Origin of the sequence: Cellulosimicrobium sp. NPDC057127 (genome assembly GCF_042670945.1) — a bacterium.
Lineage (GTDB): Bacteria > Actinomycetota > Actinomycetes > Actinomycetales > Cellulomonadaceae > Cellulosimicrobium.
Genome location: NZ_JBHUUP010000003.1, coordinates 99,918 through 114,097 on the forward strand (window position 1 = coordinate 99,918; position 14,180 = coordinate 114,097).

Annotated in this window: 15 protein-coding genes; 5 read left to right on the forward strand and 10 right to left on the reverse strand. The window is 72.5% G+C overall.

The genetic code is table 11. The annotated features are described in order from the left end of the window. Positions 1 to 168 precede the first annotated feature (168 nt). The 10 genes from ACFTZA_RS03950 to ACFTZA_RS03995 all read right to left on the reverse strand — a co-directional run bounded on the left by ACFTZA_RS03950 (position 169) and on the right by ACFTZA_RS03995 (position 7,313). Positions 169 to 645 carry a hypothetical protein gene (locus ACFTZA_RS03950; protein ID WP_378190996.1) on the reverse strand — a complete coding sequence of 159 codons (477 nt, stop codon included), beginning with the start codon at positions 643 to 645 and terminating at the stop codon, positions 169 to 171. A gap of 64 nt (positions 646 to 709) precedes the next feature. Then, on the reverse strand, positions 710 to 1,582 hold the full coding sequence (locus tag ACFTZA_RS03955; protein ID WP_378190998.1) for a hypothetical protein: 873 nt from the start codon (positions 1,580 to 1,582) through the stop codon (positions 710 to 712). A 16-nt stretch (positions 1,583 to 1,598) separates the two neighbouring features. Further along, positions 1,599 to 2,006: a hypothetical protein gene (locus tag ACFTZA_RS03960; RefSeq protein ID WP_378191000.1), complete on the reverse strand. Its 408-nt coding sequence runs from the start codon at positions 2,004 to 2,006 to the stop codon at positions 1,599 to 1,601. Between the two features lie 21 nt (positions 2,007 to 2,027). Beyond that, positions 2,028 to 2,582 (reverse strand): hypothetical protein, encoded by a 555-nt coding sequence (locus tag ACFTZA_RS03965; protein WP_378191002.1) that lies wholly within the window; start codon positions 2,580 to 2,582, stop codon positions 2,028 to 2,030. Continuing rightward, positions 2,579 to 3,382 carry a hypothetical protein gene (locus ACFTZA_RS03970; protein ID WP_378191005.1) on the reverse strand — a complete coding sequence of 268 codons (804 nt, stop codon included), beginning with the start codon at positions 3,380 to 3,382 and terminating at the stop codon, positions 2,579 to 2,581. The genes ACFTZA_RS03965 and ACFTZA_RS03970 overlap by 4 nt, the downstream gene beginning before the upstream one ends. Before the next feature lie 34 nt (positions 3,383 to 3,416). Beyond that, positions 3,417 to 4,340: a restriction endonuclease gene (locus ACFTZA_RS03975; protein ID WP_378191008.1), complete on the reverse strand. Its 924-nt coding sequence runs from the start codon at positions 4,338 to 4,340 to the stop codon at positions 3,417 to 3,419. Between the two features lie 110 nt (positions 4,341 to 4,450). Further along, the gene (locus ACFTZA_RS03980) at positions 4,451 to 5,185 is read right to left on the reverse strand and encodes a DUF2637 domain-containing protein (RefSeq protein ID WP_378191010.1); all 735 of its coding nucleotides are present in this window, start codon (positions 5,183 to 5,185) and stop codon (positions 4,451 to 4,453) included. A gap of 50 nt (positions 5,186 to 5,235) precedes the next feature. Further along, positions 5,236 to 5,472 (reverse strand): hypothetical protein, encoded by a 237-nt coding sequence (locus ACFTZA_RS03985; RefSeq protein WP_378191011.1) that lies wholly within the window; start codon positions 5,470 to 5,472, stop codon positions 5,236 to 5,238. Between the two features lie 324 nt (positions 5,473 to 5,796). Then, positions 5,797 to 7,086 (reverse strand): tyrosine-type recombinase/integrase, encoded by a 1,290-nt coding sequence (locus ACFTZA_RS03990; RefSeq protein WP_378191013.1) that lies wholly within the window; start codon positions 7,084 to 7,086, stop codon positions 5,797 to 5,799. Beyond that, positions 7,083 to 7,313, reverse strand: coding sequence for a helix-turn-helix domain-containing protein (locus ACFTZA_RS03995; protein WP_378191015.1), 231 nt, complete (start codon positions 7,311 to 7,313; stop codon positions 7,083 to 7,085). The genes ACFTZA_RS03990 and ACFTZA_RS03995 overlap by 4 nt, the downstream gene beginning before the upstream one ends. Positions 7,314 to 7,428: 115 nt before the next feature. Here ACFTZA_RS03995 and ACFTZA_RS04000 point away from each other — a divergent pair, with 115 nt between their 5' ends. From ACFTZA_RS04000 to dop, 5 genes are all read left to right on the forward strand, one after another. Beyond that, the gene (locus tag ACFTZA_RS04000; RefSeq protein ID WP_378191017.1) at positions 7,429 to 8,178 is read left to right on the forward strand and encodes an HAD family hydrolase; all 750 of its coding nucleotides are present in this window, start codon (positions 7,429 to 7,431) and stop codon (positions 8,176 to 8,178) included. A 17-nt stretch (positions 8,179 to 8,195) separates the two neighbouring features. Beyond that, positions 8,196 to 9,377: a site-2 protease family protein gene (locus ACFTZA_RS04005; RefSeq protein ID WP_378191019.1), complete on the forward strand. Its 1,182-nt coding sequence runs from the start codon at positions 8,196 to 8,198 to the stop codon at positions 9,375 to 9,377. A gap of 40 nt (positions 9,378 to 9,417) precedes the next feature. Continuing rightward, entirely contained in the window at positions 9,418 to 10,482 is a 1,065-nt protein-coding gene (locus ACFTZA_RS04010; RefSeq protein WP_378191021.1) for a tRNA (adenine-N1)-methyltransferase, read from the forward strand. A 109-nt stretch (positions 10,483 to 10,591) separates the two neighbouring features. Then, positions 10,592 to 12,244, forward strand: coding sequence for a proteasome ATPase (gene arc / locus ACFTZA_RS04015; protein WP_378191023.1), 1,653 nt, complete (start codon positions 10,592 to 10,594; stop codon positions 12,242 to 12,244). 240 nt (positions 12,245 to 12,484) lie between these two features. Beyond that, positions 12,485 to 14,113, forward strand: coding sequence for a depupylase/deamidase Dop (gene dop, locus ACFTZA_RS04020; protein ID WP_378191427.1), 1,629 nt, complete (start codon positions 12,485 to 12,487; stop codon positions 14,111 to 14,113). Positions 14,114 to 14,180 lie beyond the last annotated feature (67 nt).

Below are 14,180 nucleotides of genomic sequence, written 5' to 3' on the forward strand. Positions count from 1 at the left end.
CTCGTAGGTTAGGTAGTGCCCCGAGCGGTACCGGTCGGAGTTCGCGTACTGCGGCTCGCCCTCGACGCCCATGCGCCACCAGCCGTGCATGTCGCGGTCGACGAACCGGTCCGGGGGCTCCATGCTCCGCAGCGTCCCACAGGGCGCTGCCGCGGGGACACCCTCACGTCACGTGTTCGGCGCGGCCTTGAGGTGGCCGGCAACACGCAGGGCGATCACGACGTCGCCCGCGATGGCCACGTCGCCGACGGTGGGCGCGGGCACGTCCTGCTCGCTGCCGCCCATGCTCGCGTGGAAGAAGCGCGCGACCGCCTGCGCGGCGATCTCCTGGACGGTGGGCGCCGGAGCCGGCGCCGCCCACACGGCGTAGGACGGGACGCCGATGCCCGACCGCTGGCCCTCGCTGTCGAGCTGGTACCAGAGGTCATAGGGGCCCTTGACGAGCGCGATGCCGTCGTCGCCAGTGGCACGTTCGCCCTCGCGGGCGCGGTCGAGCCACTCGGGCGTGCGGCGTCGCCTCTTGACTCCGTCGCAGACCGAGTACGTGTCGTCGGCGTGGCGGTGGCGCAGGTGTGGGTCGAGCAGGCCGCAGAACGCGGCGTGTCCAGGGCCGGGCTCGATGGGGGCGTAGGTCTCGTCGGTCACAGGGGTGTCCTTCGGGTCGGGGCAGCGGGCAGGCACTGGCCGATGGTGGCCGCGGCGGCCACGGTCACTGGCCGCCCGACCGGTCGCGGTTGCGCTGCCAGCGCCGTGCGACGGCGTGCATGTCCTCGCCGGGGTGGGCCAGCACGAGCACGCCGCCGAGCCGGCCGGTCGCGTACGTCCCGATGTTCGCCGCGTGGCGCGCGACCCGGTCGAAGTAGGCGTACCTGTGCACGGCGTCGTTGACCGGCGGCACGTAGCGCACGGCGCGCAGCAGGTCGCGCACGCGCCCCGCGGGGGTGTGCAGGCCTGCAAGCGTCGGGGCGATGTGCGCGGCGATCGTGGTGGTCGGGTGAACCTCGTGGGTGATGAGCCACACGAGCAGGCGGGCTACGTCGTTGCCGTCCAGGCGTGTGTGCAGCGCGTTCCCGTCCGGCAGGCGCACCTCCAGCCACGCTTGCCCGTCCCGCCGCAACTGCACCCGCAGCGTGCCCGCGCGGCCGCGCACATGCACCTCGAAGTCGGCGAAGCCCTGCAGCAGGCCCACCGACAGTTTCGTCTCGGCGGCGCCGTCCATGATGAAGGTGAGCTCTGCCTCGTCCAGGTCGTAGCTCGCGGAGTCCTCGACGTCGATGGTGACCAGCACCTGGCCGTCGCGTCGGCGCAGCGACAAGGGATGGCCGGCGCCTGACGGGGACAGGTGGAGCTCGAGCCCGCGCGATCCAGCGGCTCGGGGGCGTGTGGGCACCGGCATCGCCGCGGGGCCGGGCACGTCGGTCAGCAGGCCGTGGCGGCGCAGCAGGCCTGCCAGGTGCGCGACGTCGACGTCGACGGTCCGCGTCATGCGCTGGCCGTCGGTGTGCAGCAGTCCTTCGGCTCGCAGGGCCGCGGCCAACCGGTCGGTGTCGCTCGCCGGCCCGCTGACCGATTCGTGCGTCATCGGTGCCCGCGGCCGATCAGGCGGCCGCGTCGCTGAGCGCGGCGACGCGCCCGTCAGCTGCGCTGAGTACGGCCCGGACCATGTCGAGCGCGCGCGAGCGGATGTCCTCGACGTCGTCGAACGACTCGAACAGCTCGACGAGTGCCGCTACCCCTGCGGCCTCGCGGTCCACCTCGGCTCCAGGGTGGACGTACGTGAAGGCTGGGTCGGGCGCCACGACCGGTGCGGCGTAGGACCCGTCGGCCTTCTGCGCGCGCCAGACCGCGGTCACGTCCCTGCCGTCGGCGGAGATCTCGAACAAGTCCAGCAGCCCGCGCGCGGGCAGGTCGGGGGCGAGGGCGGGATTGCTGGTCGCGGTGAGGGTGACGGCGATCTGCGTTATCGGGGTCTTCTCCAGAGTCGGGGCGGCACAGGCACAGGGCATATGTGCGGCGGCGGCTCGTTCTCAGTCGGGTGGGGCGGCGGGCAGGTGCGCGACCGTCTCGGCCACCAGCGTCGAGGCCTCGCGGACGGCCTCGTTCCAGCCGGGCGGCCGCGTACCGGTGGCGTCGGCCAGGGACGCCACGCGCACGGCCAGGGCTTGCAGGTCGCGGCGCACCCGGTCGATCTCGGCGGTGCTCGCCACCGGCGGCCCCGCCAACGCCGCCCGGGCGGTCGCGGACCGCAGCGCCTCACCGTGGGTGGAGCCGGGGTGCGCGCCGGTGCACGCGAGGCGGGAGGCGGCGAGCATGCCGGCGGCGAACGTGTCGGGGAAGTCGGCGGCCTGGGCGCCGAAGCGGCGCTCGTGCAACAGCTCGGCGATGCGCTCGGCCTCGGCGACGCGCACGTCCACGGCGGCCTGAGCCATGACCGGGGCGATCGCCTGGCGCAGGGTGCGCCCGGCCACGCGTACCTGCAGCATCGACTCGATCGGCTCGTCCGGGGCGATCGTCAGCACGAGCGCGTCGGAGACGAGGTCGACGTAGACGGCCGCGCCGGGCTCGGGCCCGGTCTGGGTCACGCGGCCATGCCCGCCACGACCCCGGAGCCGGAGAGCGTCCGGACGGCGGCGAGGGCCGCGGAGTGCAGGCCCGCGACGGTGCCGTCGTTGACGAGCACGGCGTCGAAGCCGTCGTAGCCGTCCAGCTCGGTCTCCGAGGAGTGGGCGTCGCTGGAGGCGAGCGAGGGGCGCTCGACGCGCAGCAGGACCCCGGCGGCGCCACGGATCGCCTCGGCCTCGTTGAGGTGTCGCACGTCGGTGATGACGACCGGCCTGCCCACTGCGGCGGCCGTCTCCATCGCGATGCGCACCCAGGTGTCCTCGCCGAGGATCTTGCGCCCGACCTCGGTGCCCATCCGCTGCAGCAGGCGGCGCACCTCAGGGATCTCCTTCGCGGCCTCCCAGCCGACCGTGTCGACGAGCTCGCGCAGGCGCATCGGCTTGCCGAGCAGGGTGCGCACCAGCCAGCGCCACGACCACAGGATCGGGTCCAGAATGTAGAGGGCCTCCTTGAGGGCGTCGCCGAACGCGACCCTGGTGAAGCCGAGGTCGCGGACGAGCGCCTCGGCGGCGGTGTCCTTGCCGTGGCGCTTCTTGCCCGAGATGCCGACGATGAGGGTGCTCATGCCCGGCAGATGTGCGGCAGGGCTCGACGGGCCGGAGTCGGCGAAGCGTCCGAACGCCGGGGCGTAGGTGCGGGTGAACGTCGACCCGTCGCCGCAGGTGACCTCGAGCGCGACCGGCTCACCGCCGTGGTGCGCGCGGCGCGCTGCCTCGACCATCGCGTCAGCGACGTCCGGGCTCCAGGTGAGGGTGCTCACCCCGTCCGGATGTGCGGCACAGCGCCCTCGGCGCTCAGAGCCAGGGGGTCTGCCCCAGGCGCGCCAGCTCGTCGCGAGCTCGTGCGCGTGCCTGACGAACCTCGTCGGGGTCCGCGAACCCGGTGAGCCCCTGCAGGGTCGTGCTGTGCCCGCCGTCGACGCGCTCGAACGCCACGGACCCTCCGGTGACGGAGACCAGGACGCGCCGGACCGAGCGCGTCTGCGGGTCGTACTCGCACGCGACCCCGGTGGACGGGCGCGGCGCGACCGGCACGGCCGCGGCCGCCTGGGGCTGGGGAACGGAAGCCGGAGCGCGGCGAGCTCGTGCCGGCCCACGGCGGCTGCGGTACACGACGTAGTACGCCGCGGCCGAAAGGGCGCCGAGCAGGAGCGTGACTGTGAAGGCCAGCCCCTCCAGCGTCATGAGCCAGACCAGGAACCCGATCCCGGCGAAGGCGGTGAGCGTCATCGCCGCGACGAGGAGCGTGACCACGCCCGCACTCCACGGCTTCCACTGCCGCGCCGGTGCAGCACTCGGGGGATCCTGCTGGTCTCGTTCGGGGGCCACTGCGGGGGCGGGGTCCTGGGCACGTTCGCGGGCGACGGCTGCCAGGTGCGCACGGCGGGCAAGGTCGTTGACGGCGGTGACGGAGCCGGTGACGTCGTACTCGAACAGCAGCATGCCGACCTCGCTGGCGTACTGCAGCGCCTGGGCCGAGTAGCCGACGTAGACGAAGAAGAGCAGATCGAGGTGGTCGGCGTGACCTCGAGCTCCGAACAGCCGCTGCAGGTCCGGACGACCGGTGACGTTGGTGCGGAACTTCACCTGAGCGATCGCGCGCGAAGAGCGCACGTCGACGCCGGCGTCCGCACCGCGCGGCGTCACGCGCGCGTCGGTCAGGCCGAGCCACCTCATGTGCATCGCCGCGAGGTACTCCGCGTCATCCGGGGTGTGCACGACCCGTCGGTCTAGATGCGGCGACGTCATGGCGTGGATCATACGGACGGCACCGACGCGCCCGGGCAACGTGCCGCGGAGCCTCGGCACAGCCCTGGCCAGTCAGTGCCTCAGGCGTCGACGAGCTCGCCCTTGAGCTCTGCCAGGCGCCGGCGCCCGGTCGAGGCCGACCCGCCGAACCGCTTGGCGAACGACGCCCCGGTCGGCTTGACGCCGGCGGCCAGCTGCTCGTCGAGCCAGGCGCGCATCTGCTCCTCGCTGGCCATCGCCCTGCTGCGGCCCGAGGGGCGCTGGTCGGCGGGCTTGGCGACGCGCTGCGCCGCCGGTGCGATCGCGTCCGGGGTCGTCTCGACCTTCGCAGCGGCGGCGGCCGGCGCGGGGCGTCGGCGCGGCCACGGGAACGACAGTGAGCCCGCACCGGGGTTCGTCCGGTCGAGCAGCAGGGCGCTCAGGTGCGTGGCGGCGACGAGCGCGATCGGCGGCACGGTCGCGACCGCCACGGCGATAACGTCAGGCACCTGGGTCTCGGTGAGCGTCGCGTGCGCGCCGTTGGCCACGACCGACACCACGACGCCGCCGAGCAGCAGCGCCCACGGGTAGGTCGTGATCACGCGGGAATGGCCGCGCAGCGCGAACACGGCGACGGTGGACACGATGATCACACCGTCGACGATCAACGGCCACACCCACGCCTGCTCGCGCGGCACACCGGAGCGCAGCGCCAGATCGGTGAGCGCGTGGAAGCTCAGCCAGAAGGCACCGACGGCGATCACCGCGGTGCCGACCAGTGCGCTGGTGAGCGCCGCGCGCGTGACCGGCGGCGCGCTACGTGCGCGCCGGCTCATGCCAGCGGCGCGCTCAGCATCACCGAGCGCAGGTCGATGGACGTCATCGCCTAGTCGATCAGGTGCTCGGCGCTGGTGATCATCCCGGCGCTCACCTGGGTGCGCAGCTCCTGCTGGACGGCGATCACGGCGAGCGGGGTGAGCACCTGGTCGCCGAGTATCGTGACGATCAGGGTGAGCTCGCGCTCGAGCGCCAGGTCGCCTCGCGCGGTGGTCAGGTCGGCCTCGAGGGCCGCGGATGCACGTGAGAAGACGTGGCGGACATAAAGCGGAGGGATGCTGGTCATAGGGGCCTCTCGTTGCTGATTGCGTTGCTCGCGTGAGTCGCGACTGTAGGTTCGATACCCACAGCCGCGACGAACGGGTACTACGCGCTGGAACGCCAAGCTCCAATACACCTGACGGATCGACGTCACGCTTTGTGCGGACAACGCATCGCCGACACTGCCGGGGAGATTCATAGACCGGCACTGCGAGAAGTTTGTCGGGTGCAAGTACGTAGAGCGCATGTGGAGGAGATGATCCGAGTGGCCAGGAGCGCCGCCGACGAGCGTTGGCGATCGGCACCTGGCGCCGTCTCCTGGCAAGACAGTCCGCGTGGTTCCTAGCCGCTAAGTGAAGTCACGGCCGCCTGCCGCGTCTTCACTGCCGGGCAGAGCGTCAAGCATGCTGCTCAACTTGCTCATCGCCGTGTGGTGCGCGTTCGGCATGAGGTGCGCGTAGGTGTCGAGAGTGAGCTTGGCAGTGGCGTGCCCGAGACGTTCCTGAATGACTTTAATGTCGATGTTCGCGCTGAGCAGCAGCGACGCGTGGGTGTGCCGCAGGTCGTGCGTGCACACCCGCGGCAGGATCACATCTGGGTGCGCTGCCGCGTACTGGTCCTGGGCGCGGTGCAGAGCGTGGAGAAAGGCAGCCTTGGTGGCCTTCGCTCCTGGGCGGTCGATGAACACCGCGTGACGCTTGAGACGAAGGCTCTGCGGAGCTGACATCTGCTTGCGGCGGAGCTCCTGCAAGATTCGTACCGACGTGTTGTCCAGACGAATCGTGCGGATTTTCCCGCCCTTGGGCGGACCGAGCCGCTGCCGATCTTCACCGTTCCCGGGAACAGTCCGGACCTGTCGAGCGACCGTCAGCGTCGCGCGAGACAGGTCGATATCCGGCCACGCGAGTCCGAAAAGCTCGCCGATGCGCAGGCCCGTGCGGACGAGGATCTCGTACGCGTCCGCCCAGTGCTGTTGCGTGGCGCTCGCCCAGGAGCAGAAGTGCCTGGCCTGCTCGGGGGTCCAAACAACGATCGGCTTCTTGCGCTTGGCCGCTGAGCCCTTGGGCCTTCCGGAGCGCCGGTTTGAGGCTGGGTTCTTGGCAATCAAGTCATCCTCGATCGCGGCGTTGAAGATTGTGACGAGCCAGCCCGCGTAGCGCGCGACGGTTGACTGCGCAAGGGGACCGCCGCCCTTCGTCGTGGATGCGCGGCCGACGCCTGCCTCCAGGGCGCGGTAGGTCGCCGCGAGGTCGCTGGGAAGGATGTCGGCCAGACGCAGGCGTCCAATATGCGACTCGACGTCGTCGATGACTCGCGAGACGTACGCGCGCGTGTTTTCTCCGACGGAGTGACCGGCCAGCCACCTCCGCGCGTACGTGTCGAAAGTCAACCTGTCGCCCGATGCCGGCCTAGCTTTGCCATCGGCAAGGGCGACCAGGCGGCGTTTGAGCTCTAGGCGCGCCTCGTCCTCAGTCAGGAAGCCGGCCTTGCCCACGGCATGCTTACCGCGTTCCGGGTTCTTGAAGTCGCGCGGCTCGTACCACTGGATGCGATAGCGCTGCGCACCGGTGCGAGTCCGGTAGGGGGAGATCGACCCCTCGCCGTACCTGCGTCGCGACATCCTCTCCTCGGCGCTCATGCCGCGGGTGCCCTGACGCCCAGGCGGTCGAGCAACGGAGCGCGAGGGATGAGCAGTCGTCGCCCGAGCCGGGTGCCGGGCAGTTCACCGGCGTGGACAGACGAGGCGACGGTCCTCGGATCGACGCCTAAGAGTGAGGCGACCTCGCCTACGTTGAGGACCTCGCGGTCGGTCGCCCACAGCTCCGCCCAGGAGGTGATCTTGGGCGCGATGGTGTTGTTCGTCATGGGTCGTATATGTGCGGCGAACGCCGATGTCCAGATTGCCCGACCTCTATGCCGGGCGTTGCCGATACCCTCGCTTGATGCACCGTTTGATGCACCGCGACTACAGGAGCACACGTTGACCCTCTCGCTAGACGACGTTTCTGCAGGTCAGAGCGCCGCACCGGTCGAGGGTCTGCCCGCCGCCGTGCTCTGGGACATGGACGGCACGCTCGTGGACACCGAGCCGTACTGGATCGCGGCGGAGCACGAGCTCGTCGAGGCGCACGGCGGTACGTGGACGCACGAGGACGCGATGCAGCTCGTCGGCAACCCGCTGCTGACGTCGGCGCAGATCCTGCGCGACCGCGGCGGCGTCGACCTGCCGGTCGAGGAGATCGTCCGCTACCTCCTGGGCCGCGTGATCGAGCAGGTCCAGGTGGAGGTGCCGTGGCAGCCGGGCGCGCGCGAGCTGCTCGGGCAGCTGCGGGACGCGGGCGTGCCGTGCGCGCTCGTGACGATGTCGTACCGCGAGCTCGCCGGACCCGTCGCGGCCCTCGCGCCCGACGACGCGTTCGCCGTCCTCGTGTGCGGGGACGAGGTCGAGCGCGGCAAGCCGGACCCCGAGCCGTACCTGGTGGCCGCCGAGCGGCTCGGCGTCGACGTCACGCGGTGCGTCGCGATCGAGGACTCCCCGGCGGGCATCGCGTCCGCCCGCGCGTCGGGTGCCGCGACGCTCGGCGTCGAGGCGGTCGTCCCGGTCGAGCCGGCGCCCGGGCTGAGCCGCGCTCCCTCCCTCGAGCTCGTCGACCTCGCGATGCTCGCGCGCATCGTCGGGGGCGACCCGGTCGACCTGCTCGCGGGCGAGGCGGCCGGAGTCGGGCGCTGACCGCATACCCTTCCAGGGTGAACCGACCGACGCCCCGAACCCCTCCCAGGCCCGCACGGCAGGACGCGGCCGGCCGGACGAAGGGATGGGTCATCGGTCGCGTCTCCGGCGCGCCCGTGATCCTCACGCCGTCGTGGTTCGTGGCGGCGGTCGTCCTCACGGTGCTGTTCGCCCCGACGGTGCAGCGGCTCGCGCCCCGGCTCGGCAGCGAGATCTACGTGGTGTCCTTCGCGTTCGTGCTGCTGCTGTTCGCGTCGGTGTTCCTGCACGAGGTCGCGCACGCGCTCGTCGCGCGCGCCCGCGGCCAGCACGTCACGGAGCTCGCCGTCACCCTCTGGGGCGGGCACACGGCCTACTCCGGGACGTCGGCGCGCCCGCTCGACGGCTTCCTCATCTCGGTCGTCGGCCCGCTCACGAACCTCGCGCTCGCGCTCGTGCTGTGGCTGGCGTTCCAGGCGCAGGACACGTTCTCCGTCCCCGCGCTCCTGCTGTACGCGGGCGCCTTCTCCAACGCGTTCGTCGGCTTCTTCAACCTCCTGCCCGGCCTCCCGCTCGACGGCGGGCAGATCCTCGAGTCGGCCGTGTGGGCCGCAACCGGGTCGCGCACGAAGGGCACCGTCGCCGCGGGCTGGGTCGGGCGTGCCGTCGCCGTCGGCGTCGTGGGGTGGGCGCTGCTGTGGCCGCTCACGCTCGGGGTGCGCCCCGACCTGTGGACCGTCGCCTGGGCGGCGCTCATCGGGGCGTTCCTGTGGTCCGGCGCGGGGCAGGCGATCGCCGCCGGCCGGGCGCGCGAGGCGGTGTCCGGCCTGAGCGTGCGCGGCCTCGCGCGGCCCGCGGTGCCCGTGGCGTCGGACGCGTCCGTCGCCGCGGTGGGTCGCGACGTCGCGCGCGCCGGCGGGCCGCACGTGCTCGCCGTGGTGGTGGACCCGGCCGGGCGCCCGGTCGGGTACGTCGACGCCGCGGCGGCCGCCGCGGTGCCGCCGGACGTGGCGGAGAGCACGCCTGTCACGGCGGTCGCCGTCCCCGTCCCGGCCCAGGGGACCGTGGACGCCGGGCTCGCGGGACAGGACATGCTCGCGGCGCTCGCGCGCGCCGGTCGCGAGGCGTCGGTCGTCCCCGTCGTCGACGGCGGGCGCGTCGTCGGCGCGCTCGAGGTGACCCGGGTCGTGGCCGCGCTGCGCGACGCCCGGCGCCGCTGAGTCGCCGGTCCGCCCACGGGCGCCCGTAGGATGGTCGCCCGTGACCGACGAGCCGACCACCACGACGCCCGACGAGCCCGACGCGCCCCGCCCGCCCGCGACGGGGGCCGCGCAGCGCCGCGGCCCGTTGCGCGTCGGCGACAAGGTGCAGCTCACCGACCCGCGCGGGCGCCTGCACACCATCAAGCTCGCTCCGGGCGCCACGTTCCACACCCACAAGGGCTACCTGCGCCACGACGACCTCATCGACCGCCCCGAGGGCACGGTCGTGCGCAACACGGCGGAGATCGAGTACCTGGCGATGCGCCCGCTGCTGTCCGACTACGTGCTGTCGATGCCGCGCGGCGCGGCGGTCGTCTACCCGAAGGACGCGGGCCAGATCGTCGCCATGGCCGACGTCTTCCCAGGGGCGCGCGTCGTCGAGGCCGGCGTGGGGTCCGGCGCGCTGACGATGTCGCTGCTGCGCGCGGTCGGCGACGCGGGCGAGCTGCACTCCATCGAGCGGCGCGAGGACTTCGCCGCCATCGCGCGCGGCAACGTCGAGACCTTCTTCGGCGGGCAGCACCCGGCGTGGTCCCTGTCGGTGGGTGACCTCGCCGACGTCCTGCCCACGGTGGCGCCGGACGGTACGGTCGACCGCGTCGTGCTCGACATGCTCGCCCCCTGGGAGAACCTGGACGTCGTCGCCCGCGCCCTCGTGCCGGGCGGCGTGCTCGTGTGCTACGTCGCGACGACGACGCAGCTGTCCCGGCTCGCGGAGGACCTGCGCGCCGACGGCCGGTACGCCGAGCCCGTCGCGTGGGAGTCGATGGTCCGCGGTTGGCACCTCGAAGGCCTCGCGGTGCGTCCCCAGCACCGCATGATCGGGCACACCGGGTTCCTGCTGACCGCGCGCCGCCTCGCGGACGGCGTCGCGCCGCCCGAGCGCAAGCGTCGGCCCGCCAAGGGCGCGTACCCGACCGACGAGCAGCAGTGGTCGCCCGAGGAGCTCGGGGAGCGCCCCGTGTCGGAGAAGAAGATCCGGCGCGTGCGGCGCGACGTCGGGCAGGCGCCCCAGGCGGAGGCTCCCGGCGCAGAGCGCTCGGCGGACGTGCCTGACGCGTGACGGTCGGGTGACGATCCTCCGCGTCGCCGTCTCACCACGAGTGTCGTGCATGTACGCGGACGACAATTGTGCCTAAGGTCGAGGACCCGACCGCGAGAGGGGACACCCGATGAGCGAGACATTCGGCCGGAGCGACGAGGGTGCGACGAGCGCCGCGCGCGAGCTCGCGCTGCTCTCCGCGAAGAACGAGAGGCTCGCCGAGGCGCTGCGTGCCGCCCGCGACCAGATCCTCGAGCTGAAGCGGCAGATCGACGAGCTCGCGAAGCCCCCGGGGACGTACGCGGTGTTCCTCGCGGCGCACCCCGACGGGTCGGTCGACGTCTCCGCGTCCGGGCGCAAGATGCACGTCGGCGCGAGCCCCGGCATCGACGTCGAGCGGCTGCGCCCCGGCCAGGAGGTCAAGCTCAACGAGGCCATGACCGTCGTCGCCGCCGGCGGCTACGAGCGCACGGGCGAGATCGTCACCGTCAAGGAGATCCTCGACGCCGACCGCGTGCTCGTGGTCGGCCGCGCCGACGAGGAGCGCGTCGTGCGTCTCGCCGGGTCCGTCGCGCGGTCCTCGCTGCGGGTGGGTGACTCGCTGACGATCGACACCCGGTCCGGGTTCGTCTTCGAGGTCATCCCGAAGTCCGAGGTCGAGGAGCTGGTCCTCGAGGAGGTGCCGGACATCCGGTACGAGGACATCGGGGGCCTCGGACCGCAGATCGAGCAGATCCGTGACGCCGTCGAGCTGCCGTTCACCCACCCGGACCTCTTCCGCGAGCACGGGCTGCGGCCGCCCAAGGGCGTGCTGCTCTACGGCCCGCCCGGGTGCGGCAAGACGCTCATCGCGAAGGCCGTCGCGAACTCCCTCGCCCACACCGTGGCGCGCTCGCGCGGGGAGCCCGTCGAGCCCGGCACGGCGAAGAGCTACTTCCTCAACGTCAAGGGCCCCGAGCTGCTCAACAAGTACGTCGGCGAGACCGAGCGGCACATCCGGCTGATCTTCGCCCGCGCGCGCGAGAAGGCGTCGCAGGGCACGCCCGTCGTCGTGTTCTTCGACGAGATGGAGTCGCTGTTCCGCACGCGCGGGACGGGGCTGTCGTCCGACGTCGAGACGACCATCGTGCCGCAGCTGCTGTCCGAGATCGACGGCGTCGAGCGCCTCGACAACGTCATCGTCATCGGCGCCTCCAACCGCGAGGACATGATCGACCCGGCCATCCTGCGCCCGGGACGTCTCGACGTGAAGATCAAGATCGAGCGCCCCGACGCCGAGGGCGCGAAGGAAATCTTCGCGAAGTACCTCACGGACGACCTGCCGATCCACTCCGCCGACCTCGCCGAGCACGGCGGCAACCAGCGCGAGGCCCTCGACGCGATGATCCGCTCCGTCGTGGAACGGATGTACTCCGAGGACGAGGAGAACCAGTTCCTCGAGGTCACCTACGCCAGCGGCGACAAGGAGGTCCTGTACTTCAAGGACTTCAACTCCGGCGCGATGATCCAGAACGTCGTCGACCGGGCGAAGAAGTCCGCCATCAAGGACCTTCTCGCGACCGGCCAGCGCGGCATCCGCGTCGACCACCTCCTCGCCGCCTGCGTCGACGAGTTCAAGGAGAACGAGGACCTGCCCAACACCACCAACCCCGACGACTGGGCGCGCATCAGCGGCAAGAAGGGCGAGCGCATCGTCTTCATCCGCACGATCGTCCAGAAGAAGGGTGAGGGCGGGTCGCCGCGCACGATCGACACGGTGACCAACACGGGCCAGTACCTGTAGTGCGTCCGCGCCGGGGTCGCGTGCCGGGTGCGGGGTGCGCCGGGGCGTGACCTCCGGGGCGGCCGTGCCGGGTCCGCCATCCGCGCCGCTCGTCCCTCGCGACGCTCCCGCCAGACCCGCCACGACCCGCCACGGCCGCCCCTCCGGCCACGCCCCGCCGCAGTCGTCCACGCGACGTCGCCTCGGGCGCGGGGTGTCGCTCGTGCGGCATAGGGTGGGCGCGTGAGCGTTCGACGGGTCATGGGCATCGAGACGGAGTACGGGGTCCTGCAGCCGGGCCAGCCCCTGGCGAACCCGATGCTCATGTCGAGCCAGGTGGTCACGACGTACCGGGCGCTGGCGGCGCGCAGCGACGGCGCACGGGGCCGTGCGCGCTGGGACTACGACGACGAGGACCCGCTGCAGGACGCCCGCGGCTTCCACGTGCCGCGCGCCTCGGCGCACCCGTCGATGCTCACGGACGACCCGTCGGCGCCGGCGCCGTCCGGCCCGGTGGCGGACGACGGGGAGCGGGGCGGGTCGCTCCAGGAGCTCGCGCGGCCGACGACGGAGGAGTACGACGACCCCAGCGCGGCCAACGTCATCCTCACGAACGGTGCGCGGCTGTACGTGGACCACGCGCACCCCGAGTACTCGTCGCCCGAGGTGACGGTGCCGCACGACGTGGTGTGCTGGGACGTCGCGGGGGAGCGGGTCATGCTCGCCGCCGCGCGCGAGCTGGCGAACGCGCCCGGCGCGCCGGTGGTGCTGTACAAGAACAACGTCGACGGCAAGGGCGCGAGCTACGGCACGCACGAGAACTTCCTGGTGGACCGGGCGGTGCCGTTCGGCGTCGTCGTGGAGGTCCTCACGCCGTTCCTCGTGACCCGCCAGGTGTTCGCCGGCTCGGGACGCGTGGGGCTGGGCCCGGCGGGCGAGGAGCACGGCTTCCAGGTCTCCCAGCGCGCCGACTACGTCGAGGCGGAGGTGGGGCTCGAGACGACGCTGCGCCGCCCCATCGTGAACACGCGGGACGAGCCGCACGCCGACCGCCAGCGCTGGCGCCGGCTGCACCTCATCATCGGCGACGCGAACCTGTTCGAGCCGGCGACGTACCTCAAGACGGGCACGACGTCGCTCGTCCTGTTCCTCGTCGAGCACCTCGAGGAGCTGGGCCACGCCGTGCGGGCGCGGTTGGCCGGGCTGCGCCTCGCGGACACGGTCGGCGACGTGCAGCGCGTGAGCCGCGACCTCGACCTGAAGCGTCCGTTGCGCCTGGCGGACGGGCGCTCGCTCACGGCGCTCGAGATCCAGCGCGAGTACCTCGAGGTCGCGGCGGAGGCGTCCGCGAGCCTCTCGGGCAAGGACGGCGTCGACCGGCCGACGCGCGACGTGCTCGCACGCTGGGAGTCGGTGCTGACGCGCCTGGCGACCGACCGCGACGCGTGCGCGCGCGACGTCGAGTGGGTCGCGAAGCTGCGACTGCTCGACCGCCTGCGCGAGCGCGACGGGATCGGCTGGGACCACCCTCGGCTCGCGGCGATGGACCTGCAGTGGTCGGACGTGCGCCCCGAGCGGGGCGTCTACCACCGGCTGCTCGCGGCCGGCGCCGTGGACCGGGTCGTCACGGAGCGCGAGGTCGGCGCGGCGGTGCACCACGCGCCCGAGGACACGCGCGCCTACTTCCGGGGCGAGGTCGTGGCCCGCTACGGCGACCAGGTGTCCGCGGCGAGCTGGGACTCGGTGATCTTCGACGTCCCCGGCGCGCCGTCGCTGCAGCGCGTGCCCATGATGGACCCGCTGCGCGGCACGCGCGCCCACATCGGGGCGCTGCTCGACGCGAGCCCTGACGCGGCGGCGCTCCTCGCAGGTCTCGCCGCACCGGGGTGAGCCTCCGGCGACTAGGCTGGAGGCACGACGGCGCCCCTCGGGGCGCCGCGTGCGAGCAGGAACCGGC